The organism is Halopenitus salinus (assembly GCF_055397165.1).
Genome location: NZ_AP043853.1, coordinates 2,218,483 through 2,234,311, shown reverse-complemented (window position 1 = coordinate 2,234,311; position 15,829 = coordinate 2,218,483). Strand labels below are relative to the sequence as shown.

The 15,829-nt window shown below is 68.3% G+C and carries 13 protein-coding genes; 9 read left to right on the top strand and 4 right to left on the bottom strand.

Annotated elements, in window-relative coordinates:
- Window positions 1–147 precede the first annotated feature (147 nt).
- The 6 genes from ACZ5YD_RS13005 to ACZ5YD_RS12980 all read left to right on the top strand — a co-directional run bounded on the left by ACZ5YD_RS13005 (window position 148) and on the right by ACZ5YD_RS12980 (window position 6,410).
- Window positions 148–891, top strand: a complete 744-nt coding sequence (locus ACZ5YD_RS13005; RefSeq protein ID WP_379743931.1) for an SDR family oxidoreductase — start codon at window positions 148–150, stop codon at window positions 889–891.
- Window positions 892–966: 75 nt separating this feature from the next.
- Entirely contained in the window at window positions 967–1,749 is a 783-nt protein-coding gene (locus tag ACZ5YD_RS13000; protein WP_379743933.1) for an HpcH/HpaI aldolase family protein, read from the top strand.
- 62 nt (window positions 1,750–1,811) lie between these two features.
- On the top strand, window positions 1,812–2,987 hold the full coding sequence (locus ACZ5YD_RS12995) for an enolase C-terminal domain-like protein (protein ID WP_379743935.1): 1,176 nt from the start codon (window positions 1,812–1,814) through the stop codon (window positions 2,985–2,987).
- Window positions 2,984–4,087 carry a Gfo/Idh/MocA family protein gene (locus ACZ5YD_RS12990; RefSeq protein WP_379743937.1) on the top strand — a complete coding sequence of 368 codons (1,104 nt, stop codon included), beginning with the start codon at window positions 2,984–2,986 and terminating at the stop codon, window positions 4,085–4,087. Before ACZ5YD_RS12995 ends, ACZ5YD_RS12990 begins: the two co-directional genes overlap by 4 nt.
- Before the next feature lie 114 nt (window positions 4,088–4,201).
- Window positions 4,202–5,065, top strand: a complete 864-nt coding sequence (locus tag ACZ5YD_RS12985; RefSeq protein ID WP_379743939.1) for a fumarylacetoacetate hydrolase family protein — start codon at window positions 4,202–4,204, stop codon at window positions 5,063–5,065.
- Window positions 5,066–5,297: 232 nt separating this feature from the next.
- On the top strand, window positions 5,298–6,410 hold the full coding sequence (locus tag ACZ5YD_RS12980; protein WP_464384476.1) for an MFS transporter: 1,113 nt from the start codon (window positions 5,298–5,300) through the stop codon (window positions 6,408–6,410).
- A 99-nt stretch (window positions 6,411–6,509) separates the two neighbouring features.
- On the opposite strand, the gene ACZ5YD_RS12975 is transcribed toward ACZ5YD_RS12980, so the two are convergent.
- From ACZ5YD_RS12975 to ACZ5YD_RS12965, 3 genes are all read right to left on the bottom strand, one after another.
- Complete coding sequence (locus ACZ5YD_RS12975; RefSeq protein WP_379743941.1) at window positions 6,510–7,427, bottom strand: DMT family transporter; 918 nt, start codon at window positions 7,425–7,427, stop codon at window positions 6,510–6,512.
- Window positions 7,428–7,588: 161 nt separating this feature from the next.
- The gene (locus ACZ5YD_RS12970; RefSeq protein WP_379743943.1) at window positions 7,589–8,452 is read right to left on the bottom strand and encodes an HpcH/HpaI aldolase/citrate lyase family protein; all 864 of its coding nucleotides are present in this window, start codon (window positions 8,450–8,452) and stop codon (window positions 7,589–7,591) included.
- Between the two features lie 213 nt (window positions 8,453–8,665).
- Window positions 8,666–9,763 (bottom strand): zinc-binding dehydrogenase, encoded by a 1,098-nt coding sequence (locus ACZ5YD_RS12965; protein ID WP_379743945.1) that lies wholly within the window; start codon window positions 9,761–9,763, stop codon window positions 8,666–8,668.
- Between the two features lie 124 nt (window positions 9,764–9,887).
- Between ACZ5YD_RS12965 and ACZ5YD_RS12960 the strand changes: the two genes are divergently transcribed.
- The gene (locus ACZ5YD_RS12960) at window positions 9,888–11,174 is read left to right on the top strand and encodes a ribulose-bisphosphate carboxylase large subunit family protein (RefSeq protein WP_379743947.1); all 1,287 of its coding nucleotides are present in this window, start codon (window positions 9,888–9,890) and stop codon (window positions 11,172–11,174) included.
- Entirely contained in the window at window positions 11,167–12,540 is a 1,374-nt protein-coding gene (locus tag ACZ5YD_RS12955; protein ID WP_379743949.1) for a four-carbon acid sugar kinase family protein, read from the top strand. The genes ACZ5YD_RS12960 and ACZ5YD_RS12955 overlap by 8 nt, the downstream gene beginning before the upstream one ends.
- A 5-nt stretch (window positions 12,541–12,545) precedes the next feature.
- Here the strand turns inward: ACZ5YD_RS12955 and ACZ5YD_RS12950 are convergent, their stop codons facing one another.
- Complete coding sequence (locus ACZ5YD_RS12950; RefSeq protein ID WP_379743951.1) at window positions 12,546–13,331, bottom strand: SDR family NAD(P)-dependent oxidoreductase; 786 nt, start codon at window positions 13,329–13,331, stop codon at window positions 12,546–12,548.
- Window positions 13,332–13,526: 195 nt separating this feature from the next.
- On the opposite strand from ACZ5YD_RS12950, the gene ACZ5YD_RS12945 reads away from it, so the two are divergent.
- Complete coding sequence (locus ACZ5YD_RS12945; RefSeq protein WP_379743953.1) at window positions 13,527–15,725, top strand: acetate--CoA ligase family protein; 2,199 nt, start codon at window positions 13,527–13,529, stop codon at window positions 15,723–15,725.
- The last annotated feature ends 104 nt before the right edge of the window (window positions 15,726–15,829 follow it).

Sequence of the window (15,829 nt, the reverse complement as noted above, 5' to 3'; positions counted from 1 at the left end):
ATAACCCTTTCGTTGGGGCCGAACGCGGGTCGCCCGGAATACCGCCCGTTTCGGAGGAATCTCGAGGGAGGAGTAACCGATGAAACCGACGGAGAACCGTCCGGCGGCGGTACGTTTATGCTGACGCTTGCGGGTGATCGAGACGCAATGGACGCAGACACGCTCGATGACGCGGCGGCGTTCGTCACGGGAGCGACCTCCGGAATCGGCAGGGCGACCGCGCTCGCGCTCGCAGCGGAGGGCGCGAACGTCGCCCTCGCGGCCCGCAGGGTGGAACGGCTCGAGGAGATCGCGGCCGAGATCGAGTCGGAACACGACGTCGAGGCGCTCGTCGTGCCGACCGACGTCCGGGAGCCGGACCAGGTCGAGGCGTCGATCGAGGAGACGGTCGGGGCGTTCGGCGCCCTCGACGTCGTCGTCGCCAACGCCGGGCTCGGGGTCGGCAAGGACGTCGAGTCGCTGACCGAGGAGGAGTATCTCCTCATGACCCAGGTGAACGTCAACGGGATGTTCTACACCGCCCAGCGGTCCCTGCCGCACCTCCGGGAGTCCTCCGGGAACATCGTCTTCCTCGGGAGCTTCTCCGGGCAGTACCCGCGGCCGTTCAACCCGGTCTATGCCGCCACGAAGTGGTGGACCCGCGGCTTCGCGTTGAGCCTGGAGGGCGCGGTGGGCGACGACGACATCGGCGTAACGGTGGTCAACTCGACCGAGGTGCGCACGGAGTTCGGTTCCGAGAGCGACGACCCGCTGAAGGACCGGTTCGAGCCGGGCGAGGTGACGGAACCCGAGGAGATCGCGGAGGCGATCGTCTTCGCGGCCAAACAGCGGCCGCCGAACACCGTGAGCGAACTCGACCTCTACCGCCGGGACAAGTTCGCGCACTTTTGAGACGACGGCGGCGCGTTCGGGGCGGAACCGGCCGGAATCAAAAGTATATGTACCCCCGCCCTCGAAACGCCGGGCATGGAAACCGATACGCGGCTCCAGAACGCGGCGGAAGCATCGAGGCCGTTGGTCGGCACGTGGGCGACGTTCCCGTCGCCGGCCGTCGGCGAGCTGCTCGGCGAGGTCGGCTACGACTTCGTCAGCGTCGACGCCGAACACTCCCCGACCTCCTACGAGACGATGGAGAACATCCTTCGGGGGATCGACTGCGCCTCCGGCGACTCGGAGGCGCTCGTTCGAGTGCCCGACGGCGACCCGACGACGCTGAAGAAGACGCTCGACCTCGGCCCGGACGCGGTGCTCGTCCCGATGGTCGAGACGGCGGAGGAGGCCGAGGCGATCGTCGAGGCGAGCCGCTATCCGCCCGAGGGGCGACGCGGACTGGGGATCAGCCGCGCGTCCTACGGCCGCGACCTCGGCGAGCACGTCGAGACGGTGGAGCGATCGCTCGTCAGACACGTCCAGCTGGAGTCGGAGCCGGCGATCGAGAACGCCGCCGAGATCGCGGCCGTCGACGGCATCGACGGGGTGTTCATCGGTCCCGTCGACCTGTCGATGTCGATGGACCTCTTCGGCGAGTGGGAAAACGAGGAGTTCCAGGCGGCGATCGACGAGGTCGTCTCGGTCGCCCACGACGCCGGCGTCGCGGTCGGAACCCTCGCAACGACGGCCGAGGAACGTGAGGCGCGCCTCGAGTGGGGCGTCGACTACATCATCGCCGGCGTGGACGCGGTCCACCTCGCGGAGAGCGCGGCCGCGGCGCTCGAACACACCCACGAAGCGATCGACGACGCCGAGTGAACGACGAAGCGATCGACGGCGTCTTTGATACATTTATTAAACCGGATCGAGAATCCCCTCGTGTGAGCCCAGAGATCACACGCATCGAGAGCACGGAATTCAGCTATCCCCTCGAGAACGTCGGGATGGACGAGTCCGGGTTCAACATCGTCTACGAGCCCGGATCGACGCTCGAACGCAAGCTGTTCGCGATCGAGGTCCACACGGACGAGGGGATCACGGGCGAGTACGTGGGCGGGAACTCGCCCGGCGCGGCCCAGATCAACATGTTCGCGGACTACCTGATCGGGAAGAACCCGCTCAAGCGCGAGCGCCACTGGTCGGAGATCAAGCGCGCGCTGCGGAAGTACGACCGGATGGGAATCGGTCCGATCGACATCGCGCTTTGGGACTTCGCCGGCAAGTACTACGATGCGCCCATCCACGAGCTGCTCGGCACCTACCGCGAGCGCCTCCCCGCCTACGCCTCCACCTATCACGGCGACGAGAACGGCGGGCTCGACTCGCCCGAGGCGTTCGCCGACTTCGCCGAGGACTGCCTCGAGATGGGCTATCCCGGCTTCAAGATCCACGGCTGGGGCGGCAGCGACGCCTCCCGCGACCTCGATCGGGAGATCGAGACGGTGCACGCGGTGGGCGAGCGCGTCGGCGACGAGATGGACCTCATGCTCGATCCCGCCTGCGAGTACGAGACGTGGGGCGACGCGCTGCAGGTCGGGAAGGCGTGCGACGAACAGGACTTCTACTGGTACGAGGACCCCTACCGCGACGGCGGCATCACCCAGCACGGCCACGGGAAGCTGATGGAGAAGATCGACACGCCGATCCTCCAGACGGAGCACGTCCGCGGGCTCGAACCGCACGTGGACTTCATCGCGAACGGCGCGACCGACTTCGTCCGCGCGGATCCCGAGTACGACGCAGGGATCACGGGCGCGATGAAGATCGCTAACGCCGCGGAGGGCTTCGGGCTCGACGTCGAGTATCACGCGCCCGGCCCCGCACAGCGCCACTGCCTCGCCGCCACCCGCAACGCCAACTACTACGAACTCGCCCTCGTCCATCCGGGCGCCCAGAACCCGGCACCGCCGGTCTACAAGGGCGACTACTCGGACCTCATCGACACGATCGACGAGGACGGGACGGTGCCCGTGCCGGACGGTCCCGGCCTCGGCGTCGAGTACGACTGGGAGTTCATCCAGGACAACGCCACCGGCAGCGTCCACGTCTACGAATGAGCGAACCCTACCGCGCCGGGATCATCGGAACCGGCGGAATCGCCGGGATGGGCATCCTCGGGATGCACGACGAGGAGGCGATCGGCAGGGAGAAGATCGACGCGAGCCACGCCGGCGGCTACGACCAGACCGACGACATCGAGCTGGTCGCGGTCGCGGACGTCGACGAGGAGAAGCTCGAGACGTTCGGCGAGGCCTGGGAGATCCCCGAGTCGGGCCGCTACGTGGGCCACGACGCGATGCTCGAGGCCGAGGACCTCGACGTCGTCTCCGTGTGTACGCCGTCGTTCCTCCATCACGACCACGTCGTCGACGCCGCCGGGTCGGCCGCGGATCCGGACGTGATCTGGTGTGAAAAACCGATCGCCTCCTCGGTGACCGACGCGGAACGGATGGTCGACGTCTGTTCGGAGACCGACACGGAGCTCGTGATCAACCACTCGTTCCGGTTCACCGACAAGCTGCGGACGCTTCGCGATCACGTCCAGGGGGGCGAGCTGCTCGGCGACGTCAAGTCGGTGAGCACCCAGTTCCGCATGGAGCTGTTGCGGAACTCGACGCACCTGCTCGACACGCTCGTCTACCTGCTGGACGCCCGCGCCGAGCGGGTGAGCGGGTACATCACGGGCGAGAACGAGGCGGTCGACTCGCTTTCGGCCGACCGCGACGTCGACGACGCCGGCGGCGGCGGGTTCGTCGTGATGGACGACGGGACCTTCACCACGATCGACTGTACGATCCCCCGCGAGGAGTCCTCGATGACGCTCAACGTCATCGGCTCGGAGGGGAAACTGTACATGAACAACGACGACGGCGAGTGGCGCTACTGGTCGCTGGAGGACGGCGAGCACGTAGAACGGGAGATCCCCGACATCGACGGCTCCTGGACGTGGGAGGACGACTACAAGCGGTCGTTCGCGAACGCGGCCGACCACCTCCAGGACCTGCTCGACGGGAACGCGGAAAACCAGTCGACCGGTGAGGAGGCGACCCGCTCGCTCGAGATCATCGTCGGGTTCTACGTCTCACACTACACCGGCGGACAGGTCTCCGTTCCGCTCGACCGCCCGCTTCGCGACGTGGAGATCACCTCCTGGTGAGCGGTCTCCGGGTGGGCGTCTCCCCGGCGTGAACGACCGACCGCAGTTTTTATACCGTTCACCCGCAACCGTTCGAGACGACAACCGATCGCGACGTCGATCGGGAGACCCATCATGCAGTATTACCGACTGGACGATACGGCGGACGGACTGGTAGCGAGCACCGACGACGGCGTCTTCGATCTCGGCACGGCGGAGACGCCGATCGGGTCGTTCCGCGCGCTGGCGGCGGCGGCCGCGCGAAGCGGCTCGACGATCGACGCGATCGCCGAGGCGGCGATCGAGACGTCCGACGAGCTGCCGGCGGGCGCGCTCTCGGCGGCCACGCTCCCCGCGCGCGCCGACGAGGTGTGGGCGGCGGGCGTGACCTACGAGATCAGCGAGCAGGCCCGCGAGGAGGAGAGTTCCGAGCCGGACATCTACGACCACGTCTACGACGCCGAGCGCCCGGAGATCTTCTTCAAGGCCACGCCCAACCGGACCGTCGGCCACGGCGAGTCGGTCGGGATCCGCGAGGACTCGACGTGGGACGTCCCGGAGCCGGAGCTGGGGGTCGTCCTCTACCGCGGCGAGCCGGTCGGGTACACGATCGGAAACGACATGAGCAGCCGGTCGATCGAGGGAGAGAACCCGCTTTACCTCCCGCAGGCGAAGGTCTACGACCGCTGCTGTTCGATCGGCCCGTCGGTCGCCTCCGCCGATTCCATCGGGGACCCCCACGACCTCGAGATGCGGATGTCGATCGAACGGGACGGCGGAACACGGTTCGAGGGGTCGACCTCGACGGACCAGATGAAACGGAGCTGCGAGGAGTTGACGTCGTACCTCACCCGCCACAACGCCGTCCCGGAACTGGCCGTGCTCCTCACCGGGACCTCGCTGGTTCCCGAGGACGACTTCACGCTTCAGGAGGGCGATACGATCGCCATCGAGATCGACGGGATCGGTCGGCTCGAAAACGACGTCATCGTCGTCTAACGGCGATCGTGTGCTCACTCGACGGGCGCCCACGGGCGTCGGATAGCGACGTCCCCGGACATGGACGCGATCCCGGGCGTGGACGCGGTTCCGGCGACGCCCTCGGACATGGACGCGGTTCCGGCGACGGACGAGGCCGCGGATCGCCGCGCCGATCGACGCCGCCGTGATACGGAACCGACGATACCGCGATACCGTCCTCGCGCTGTGTACGCTCGCCTTCTTCGTCACGATGGTCGGCCGGCTGGCGATCAGCCCGGTCGTCCCGACGGTGACGGCGGAGTTCGGCGTCTCGAACGCGGTCATCGGCACGGCGCTTTCGGGGATGTGGCTCGCCTACGCGCTCACGCAGTTCCCGAGCGGGATCCTCGCCGACCGATACGGCGAGCGGCTCGTGATCCTCGTCTCGGTCGGCGGGACCGGCCTCGTCAGCCTGGGGCTCGCCTTCTCGCCGCACTTCGCCGTCTTCCTCGTCGGCACCGTCCTGCTCGGCGGCGCGGCCGGGCTCCACTACAGCGTCGCGACGACGTTCCTCACGCGGATATACGACGACGTCGGGACCGCCGTGGGGATCCACAACGGCGGCGCGCCGGTGGCGGGACTCCTCACGCCCGTCGCCGTCGCGTGGGTCGCCGCGAGGTACGGTTGGCGACCGGCGATCGCCGTCGGGGCGTTCATCGCCGTTCCGACGTTCGTCCTCTTCGCGCGGTACGTCCGGCCGACCGAACCGCGCAAGCCCGACCGGTCCATGCGCGAACAGATCGATCCGGGTGCCCTCCTGGACATCGTGACACGGCCGTCGATCGTCTTCTCGAGCGCGATCGCGATCCTGGCCGACTTCACCTGGCAGGCGCTCGCGTCGTTCCTCCCGACGTTCCTCATCGAACACCACGGCCACTCGACGGCGCTCGCGAGCACGTTCTTCGCCGCCTACTTCGTCGTGCAGGGAGTCCTCCAGATCGGCGTCGGGGCGCTCTCTGACCGCTACGGACGGGACCTCGCGACCGGCGTCTGTCTGCTCTCCGGGATCGGCGGCATCGGCGTGTTAGTGGGCGGGTCAGGCCTGCTCGCGGTGAGCGCCGGGATCCTCCTGCTCGGGTTGAGCATGGGGTGGGGTGCGGCCGTGATCCCCAGGGTGATGGATCACCTCACCGCCGAGGAGCGCGGGACCGCCTTCGGCTTCGTCAGAACGGCGTACATGATCGTCGCCTCCACGGGATCGATCGTGGTCGGGCTCTTCGCCGACCGGTTCGGGTGGGGGACGTCGTTCCTGCTGCTCGGCGGCCTGATGGCGCTCGGGGTGGCGTTGCTCGTCGGAAATCGGGTTCTCGGAGCCGACCTTTGAGGCCGTCCCGCGGAGGCCGTTCGAACGGATCGATGACCGGCACCACGGAGGCCGTTCGAACGCGTTTGACGGGGGGTCGGACGCGAACCGGCCACCGAGTCACGGCGTCCGTATCGCCACGTAGATCCCGAACAGCGTGAGCGCGCCGCCGACGAGGGTTCCGACGCCCGGAACCTCCGCGAGGAAGACGAGCGCGTAAATCGAGCTGACGACGGGAGTGCCGAGGTAGGAGACGCTGACGACGTTCGAGGGGACGTACCGGATCGCCCAGTTCGAAAGCGACTGGGCGACGAAGCTGGGACCGAACCCCATCGCGAAGAACAACAGCCACTCGTACCGCGGATACGCCCACAGCGCGACCGACTCGCCGGTCCCGGCGGCAAAGAGGAAGGCGACCACGGTCGCGAGGAGGTGGACGACGGTGACGTACGGGATGGCCGCGACGCGCTGGCGGATCCAGCGGCTGATGAGGATGTATCCCGCAAACAGGAGCCCGGCGGCGATGGCCAACAGGTTCCCGAGGACAGGGTTCGCGCCGTTGAGAAGCGATCCCACGGCGAGGCCGCCGAGCGACATGAACGCGGCGCCGGCGACCGCGAAGACGAGGCCGGCCACGGTCCGGCGCGTCACGTTCTCATCGAGGAGGAGGTACGCGAGGGCGGCGACGAATATCGTCTGCGTCTGAACGAGCGTCGTCGACGCCGCCACGGTCGTCCAAAGGAGGCTCTCGAACCAGACCAGATAGTGGCCCCCGAGAACGATCCCGGAGGCCGACGCGACCAACAGGTCCCGACCGGAGAACTCCCGGAACGCGTCGCGATATGCGATCGCCGAGAACGCGGCGAAGCCGAGCGTGGCGAACCCGAGCCGATAGCTGACCTTGACGGCGCTCGGCGCCGAGCTCAGCTTGACGAGGACCGCGCTCGTCGCGCCGACGAGGACGACGAGGGGGAGGACCGAAAGTGCCTGCGTCGTCGTGTCGTCGCCGAGCGCTCCCCGGTGGTCCAACTCGAACACGGCCTGGTGCAGGCACCCTCCCGCAAAGAAGCTACCGCCGTGGCGAACCGCCCGTCATCGAAAACATCGAACTCGAAACCCCGACGTACCCGAACCACCCGCCGCACGCGAACCACGCCGAGAACCTCACGCGTCGATGCATTCGCGGGAGCCTCACGCGTCTATACGTCCATCCCGGCCGATCGCGCCCGCTCGAGCGTATCGCGAAGCTGGTCGACGACCGGCTTGTCGATCGCGACGCCGTCGATCACGGCGACGCCCTTCTCGCGCGCCTCGAAGGCGTCGACGAATCGTTTCGCCCGATCGACCTCCTCTCGCGAGGGCGTGAAGACGTCGTTGATCACCGCCGCCTGCTCGTCGGACATCGCGGCCTTGCCGTCGTATCCCACCGCCTTGGCCGCTCGGGCCTCCGATCGGGTTCGATCGCGATCGTGAACGGCGGCGAGGTTCGGCTTGTCGATCGCCGAGATGCCGGCGGCACCCGCCGCCATGGAGAGCACGGATCTCGGAACCGAGAGGTCGGTCTCGTCGAGGATGGACATGCCCACGTTCATCTGGAAGTCGATAGCGGCGAACAGGAGACCGCGAACCCGATCGGTCGACCGGGCGATGGAGCGGGCCTCGAAAAAGGCGTCCGGCTGTTCGAGCAGCGGGACGATCCCGACGTCGGCGCCGTGGTCGGCGAGAATGTCGTCGACGATCCGAACCTCGGTCGGGCCCCGCACGTCGGGGACAAACACGAGTTCGGGCGGATGGTCCGCGGCGGCGATCGCCCGGACGTCGGCGACCCCGTGTTCGGTATCGAGGCCGTTGACGCGGACCGTGAGACGGGGGCCGTCGGCCACGTCGCCGGACGAGCCGCTCTCGATCAGGTCGAGAACGCTCTCGCGGGCGTCCGCTTTCGCGCCCTGACGGACGGTGTCCTCCAGATCGACGATCACGACGTCGGCGACCGAGCCGAGCGCGTCCGCAATGGCCTCCGGGTCGGTGCCGGGAACGAACATGTAGCTCCGTTCGAGGGACATCACGACTCGAATGCGCGTCCGTCGGCCTAAGCGTTGTGGCGCCTCGAAAGTCCCGTTTCGGCGGTCGGTGGTTGGCGACCGTGTGGTCGATCGGGAACTCGGACGAGGATCAATGAGGGGCGATGAGAACCGGCGAGGGGCGACGAGGAGCCGTGAGGATCGGCGAGGAACGACGGGGAGCGGTGAGGACCGAGGCGACGTCGCCGAGCGGCCTCACCGCTCGGGGACGATGGAGGCGCGGCCGACGTCACGCTCGTCGGATCGGCGGATGGCCTCCTCGGCCTCCGCGAGCGGGAAGTCCGAATCGAAGAGGTCCTCGAAGGGATACTCGTCGCCCGCAGTCTCGAGGAACTCGATCGCGGTTCGCAGATACCACGGGTCGTACCGCATCGCCGACTCGACGTCGATCGACTTGCGGGTCATCCTCGCCGGGTCGAACTCGGTCGTGTGACCGGGGACGACGTTCCCCATCTCGAGGTACCGCCCGCCCTCCCGGAGGAGTTCGATCCCCTCCGAGAACGCGTCGGGCACGCCGGCCACCTCGACGCCGACGTCGGCCCCGTCCCCGTCGGTCAACTCGCGGACCCGTTCGGCGCGCCGGTCGACCGTATCGACCCGCCGCATGTCGACGACGTGGTCGGCGCCGAACCGCTCGGCCAGCTCGAGTCGAGCCTCCACGCCGTCGATGACGATCGTTCGCGCGCCGCGCTCGCGGGCGGCCGCGACGGCGGCGAGTCCGAGCCCGCCGGCGCCCTGAACGACGACCGTGTCGTCCCACCCGACCTCGACTGCGTCGAGGCCACAGAGGACCTGCGAGAGCGCGCAGTTGGCGCTGGCGACCGGCCCCTCGTCCAGGCCCGAGGGGACCTTGTAGAAGAACTGATCGGGGTAGACGTAGTAGTGTGAGGCGAAGGTTCCATGGAAGTGCGGATGGACGTCCGCCGACTGCGACCAGTGATCGTAGGCGTGCTCACAGAGCCGAAACTCGCCCTGTCCGCAGCGGACACACGACTCGCAGGTCGCGAAGTAGGCGGGAACGATCAGGTCGCCCTCCTCGACGGGCCGGCCGGCGTGGTCGGTCGAAACGCCGTCGCCGAGCTCGAGGACGCGAAAGAGCCCCTCGTGGCCCAGCGGACCGTCGGTGATGTGCGGGTGGCCGCCGCTCCAGATGTGGATCTCCGATCCACAGACGTTCGCGCGGACGACCTCGGTCACGATCGCTCCGGGCTCGGGTGAGGGGACCTCGAACTCCTTCAGCTCCACGTTCTTCGGCCCGTCGAGACAGGCGATCCGCCCCGTGTTCTGTGGCATGCCAACAGCTATCCCACCGCACGTCTAAAGGTATCGGTGTTCCTCCGAGGGCTTTCGGAGTCAGGTCGGACCGATCCTCCGAGTCGAGAGGCCGGTCGGCATCGGTCGCTCCAGGGGAGGATTAATGACGGACCGTGACGCTGTGGGTACCATGGCGGAGCGATTCACCGCGACCTACCGCATCGAAACGCCGCGATCGGCGAGGGAAGCCGCGGAGGCGATGGCCGGCGAGCAGTCGGCGAGCACGTTCGTCGACGTCGAGGCCGAGACCGCGGACCTCCAGGAGCGCCACGGCGGTGACGTCGTGGACGTGACCGAGATCGGCAGGGCTCCGGAGCCGACGCTGCCGGGTGCGACGCCCGAACCCGGAGACGTCGACGAGTACGTCCGCGCGGAAGTGACGCTCTCGCTCCCGCTCGAGAACGTCGGCGTGTCGGTTCCGAACCTCCGGACGGCGATCGCCGGGAACGTCTTCGAACTCCAGTCGCTGTCGGGGGTCCGGGTATTGGACGTCGACGTGCCGCCCGAATACGGCGAGGAGTGTCCGACCCCGGCGTTCGGCGTCGATGGCACGCGCGAGCTGATCGGCGTCCGGGACCGTCCGTTGATCGGAACGATCATCAAACCGAGCGTCGGCCTCGCCCCCGAGGAGACGGCGTCGCTCGTTGAGACCCTCGTCGAGGCGGGCGTCGACTTCATCAAGGACGACGAGCTCATCGCCGATCCGCCCTACTCCCCGTTCGAGGACCGCGTCGAGGCGGTCATGTCCGTGATCAACGACCACGAGGCGGAGACGGGCAAGAAGGTCATGTACGCCTTCAACGTGACGGGCGACGTCGAGGAGATGATCCACCGACACGACGTCGTGCGCGATGCGGGCGGCACGTGCGTCATGGTGAGTCTGAACAGCGTCGGGCTGGCGGCCGTTCGGGAGCTTCGACGGCACGCCGAGCTGCCGATCCACGGCCACCGAAACGGGTGGGGTGCGCTGTCGCGGTGTCCCCAGTTGGGGTTCGAGTACACGGCCTACCAGAAGCTCTGGCGGCTGGTCGGGGTCGACCACCTCCACGTCAACGGCCTCGAGAACAAGTTCGCCGAGTCGGACGAGTCAGTGATCGCGTCCGCGCGCGCGGTACAGGACCCGATTCCCGGCGACGACGGCGCGCTCCCGGTGTTCTCCTCGGGCCAGTGGGCGAAACAGGCGCCCGCGACCTACGAGCGGCTCGGGAACGCGGACCTGCTGTATCTCTCCGGGGGCGGAATCATGGGCCATCCCGGCGGGCCGGCCGACGGCGTCGCGGCCCTGAAGCAGGGCTGGGAGGCGGCCACCTCGGGAATACCGCTCGAGGAGTACGCACGCGATCACGAGGAGCTCCGGGCCTCGATGGAGGCGTTCGGGGACGATGAGTGAATCGGACGTCGACCTGGCCTACTACGGGGACGACCTGACGGGATCGACCGACGCGATGGAGGCGCTCGCGCTGGGAGGCGTTCGAACCGCGCTGTTCCTCGACCCGCCGAGCCCGGAGGAGTTGACCGGGCGATTCGCGGATCTGGAGGCCGTCGGGGTCGCCGGCCGCAGTCGATCGATGAGTCCGGCGGAGATGGACGAGCGGCTCCCGGCGGTGTTCGAACGGTTCGCCGAGCTGGACCCCTCGCTCGTCCAGTACAAGGTCTGTTCGACCTTCGATTCCGCCCCCGAGACGGGAAGCATCGGACACGCCATCGACGTCGCACAGCCCGTGTTCGAATCGCCGTTCGTCCCGGTCGTCGTCGGCGTTCCGGCGCTCGAGCGATACGTGGTCTTCGGAAACCTGTTCGCCACCGTCGGGGACCGGACCTACAGGCTCGATCGGCACCCGACGATGAGCGAACACCCGACGACGCCGATGACCGAAAGCGATCTCGGCCGACACCTGCGAGACCAGACCGACCGCGACATCGATCGGTTCGATCTCCTCGCGCTCGAGAGCGGGGACGCCGACGCCGAGTTCGCCGGCCTGCTGGAGACCGACCCGGAGATCGTCGTCTTCGACGCCGTGGACGGAAGCCACCTCCAAACGGTCGGGCGATTGGTCTGGGAGCGGGCCGCCGAGTCGACCGAGGGCCCGGTCTTCGCGGTCGGATCCTCGGGGCTCGATTACGCGCTGACGGCCCACTGGAGCGAAACGGACGGGACTTCGCGGCGAGACGTTCCGTCGGGACCCGATCCCGTCGACCAGCTGCTCGTGATGTCCGGGAGCGCGTCGCCGGAGACCGCGAACCAGATATCGAACGCGATCGCGGACGAACGGTTCGACGGGATCCGCCTCGATACGTCCGCGCTCGTTCGTCCGGATGGCACGGAGTCGGAACGCGAACGGGTGATCCGGGAGGCGATGGATGCTCTCGAGCGCGGCCAAAGCGTCGTGATATACTCGGCCCGTGGGCCCGACGATCCGGCCATCGAGGAGACCCGGACGGCCGCGCCGGATGACGTCGACGTCGGCGAGCGGATCGGGACCACGCAGGGAGAGATACTCGAGGCGGTGCTCCGCGAGTCGAACGTCGACAGGGTGTGTGTCGCGGGCGGCGACACGAGCGGGTACGTGACCCCGGCGCTGGACGTCTACGCGCTCGAGTACCACCGCCCGCTCGCGCCGGGGAGCCCGCTCTGTGTCGCGAGCTCCGACGACGAGCGGTTCGACGGAATACAGGTGTGTTTGAAGGGCGGACAGACCGGCGGGGAACACTTCTTCGAGACGGTCCGGCGGGGCGGAAGCGACGCCTGGCCGTAGCCGCCTCAGTAGATCGACCAGCCGCCGTCGATGGTCAACAGCTCGCCGGTCACGTATTCGGCCTCGTCGCTGGCCAGGAACAGCGCGCCGGAGGCGATCTCCTCGGGCTGGGCCGGACGACCGACCGGGATCGGTTTCACCAGGTCGCCGCTTTCGGACCACTCCTCCGCCTTCTCCGTGAGCTCCGAGAGTCCGGTCGACGTCCGACCGGGGGAGATTCCGTTGACGCGGATCCCGTCCGCTGCGAGTTCGATGGCCGCGGAGCGCGTTATCATCTTGATCGCGGCCTTGGTCATGTTGTAGAGTATCTGGTCCTCGCGGACCGTGTCCGTCCGGATGGAGGCGGTGTTGACGATGCGTCCCTCGACGTCCCGCTCGAGCATGTCCGCGGCCGCGATCTGACACCCGAACAGGACGCCGCCGGTGTTGACCGCCTCCATCATCTCGGCCTCCTCGGACGTGACGTCGAGGACCGAGCCGGAGACGTGCGCGCCGGCGTTGTTGACCATCACGTCGACGCCGCCGTACTCGCGGGCCGCCTCGACGACCGTCTCGATGTCCCGACGGTTCGAGACGTCGGTCTCGACGTACTCGGCGTTCCCGCCGCGGTCCTCGATCAGTTCGTGGGTCGGGAGGCGATCCGCGTCCTCGGGAGGGTTCGGCCGGAGGTCCGCATTTATCACGGCGGCTCCCGCTTCGCCGAACTGGGTCGCGATCGCCCGTCCGATCCCCGAGCTGGCTCCGGTGACGATGACCGTCCGTCCGTCGTAGTCGTATGTCACGTTCGACATGGATCCCCACCCGCGGACCGGAACCAAAAGTTCACCGGCGATCGGGGGTCGAGGTCGTCCGGCGTGGGACGTCCGTCCAGCGCGAAGCGTCCGCCCGGCGTGAAGCGGCCGGCGTAAAGCGACGAGAGGAGGGAACTCGTGAACGACCCCTCGGGGCGACCATAGCTATATTACCGACGCGACACACGCCCGGGCATGGACACGCGAATCGACCTCGACCCGCTCTTTTCGCCGTCGTCGGTGGCGGTCGTCGGCGCCAGCCCCGACTCGTGGTACTCATCGCAGCTGATGGACAACCTCCTCGAGTACGGGTTCGACGGAACGGTCTACCCGGTCAACCCGAGCCGCGAGGAGGCGTGGGGGAGAACCTGTTACGACGACGTCTCGGAGCTCCCCGAGGTGGTCGACCTCGTCGTGGTGAGCATTCCCCGCGAGTACGTCGTCGAGACGGTCGCGGAGGCGGGCGGCATGGGCGTTCCGGCGGCGCTCGTCATTACCGCCGGATTCGCGGAGGCGGACGAGCGGGGACGGGAACTGGAGGCGGAGCTGGCGGCGACCGCACAGGAGTACGACATTCGCGTCGGGGGGCCGAACTGCATCGGTCTGGCGAACGCGCTCGAGGGGACCGTCCTCACGAGCACCTGCTCGCGGCGGCCGGAACCGGGATCGATCGGGCTGGTGAGCCAGTCCGGGGCGCTGGCGTTCACCACGTTCTTCGAGCGGGCGGCCGACGAGGACGTCGATTTCGCCTACATCGCCTCGACGGGGAACGAGGCCGATCTGAGCGTCACGGACTACGTGGACTACATGGCCGACGACCCGGAGGTGTCCGTGATCTGCGTCTACCTCGAGGGACTCGAGGACCCGCGCCGGTTCATGGACGCGGCGGCGAGGGCACGTCGGAACGGGACGCCGGTGCTGGTGGTGAAGACCGGGCGAACGTCGGACGCGGAGGCGGCCACGCTCTCGCATACGGGCTCCGTGGCCGGCGACGACGACGTCTGGCAGGGCTCCTTCGACCAGGTCGGAGTCGAGCGGGTCGACGACATCTCCGACCTTCTCGTGCGGGCGAGCGCGCACGCGGCGTTCGATCCGCCGGAGTCGGACCGCGTGTGTATCGCCTCGACGAGCGGCGGACTCGCGGGTCACCTCGCCGATCTCGCCGGGGAACGGGACCTCTCGCTTCCGGACATCGACGGCGACACCGAGCGCGCCCTCCTCGACATCGACGACCTGTTGACCTTCGGGGAGATGCACAACCCGGCCGACATCAGAGGATACGGTGCCGACGTTCTCCCCGAGATAACCGACGCACTCCTGGCCGACGACGGGTTCGACGCGTACGTCCTCGCCGTCGGGCTGCCGGCGGTGGACGAGCGCGCGGACGCCATCGCGGACGACCTCCTGGAGATAGGGGAGACCGCCGACGCGCCCGTCTTCGTGCTGTGGACCGGGAGGAAGGATCCGGCCGACCTCGACGACCCCCAGCCGTACGAGCGGGTCAGAGCGGAGATGCCGCTTTTCTACGACCCGGCGCGGTGTATGGACGCCGTCGCCTCGCTCGTGCGGTCGGGAGCCCCGATGGCGGAAAGCGACACCCCGGATCGCCGATGGGCGAACGGCGATCCGAGGCGGTCGGCGAACGCGACGGACGGAACGATCGACGAGGGATCGACCCGGTCGACCGGATCGACCGGACCGGCCGGATCGACCGGATCCGACCACGATCTCCCGGACGATCGGGTCCTCACCTGGAGCGAGGCCGAATCGCTGGTCCGGTCGTTCGGGATCGACCTCCTGCGGACTGGCGTGGCCGGATCGAGTGATGAGGCCGTAGCGTACGCGGAGGAGATCGGCTATCCGGTCGCCCTCAAGGTCGACTCGCCGGACGTTCCACATCGCAGCGACGCCGACGCGGTTCGGCTCGGCCTCTCGGATGCGGATTCGGTTCGCGACGCCTACGACGCGGTCCTCGAGAACGCGCGGTCACACGTTCCCGGAGCGGACGTCGAGGGAGTCCTCGTCCAGCCGATGATCGCGGACGGCACCGAGGCGTTCGTCGGCGCGAGCACCGAGGAGGCGTTCGGGCCGACCGTCACGGTCGGCGCGGGCGGGACCCTCGTCGAGGCGTTCGACGACGCGGTCGTTCGCATCCCGCCGGTGACCCGCGAGGAGGCGCGGGAGGCGATCGACGAGACGGAACTGAGCCGGTTGCTCGAGGGGTACCGCGGGGAGGAGCCGGGTGACGTGGAGGCTCTCGCGTCGCTTCTCGAGAACGTCTCGCGGCTCGCGAGCGAGGTCCCCGCCATCGAGGAGCTCGACCTCAACCCGGTCGTCGTCCACGCCGAGGGCGAGGGCGTGTCGATCCCGGACGTGCTCGTCAAAACCCGGTGATCGGTCGGGGCGACTGACGGAGCGTCGGGTCGACTACCGAAGCGGTCGGATCGCGTTACGTTTGCGGGGTGGGGGAAGTTTTACTACGATCGGGGGGTTGCTCC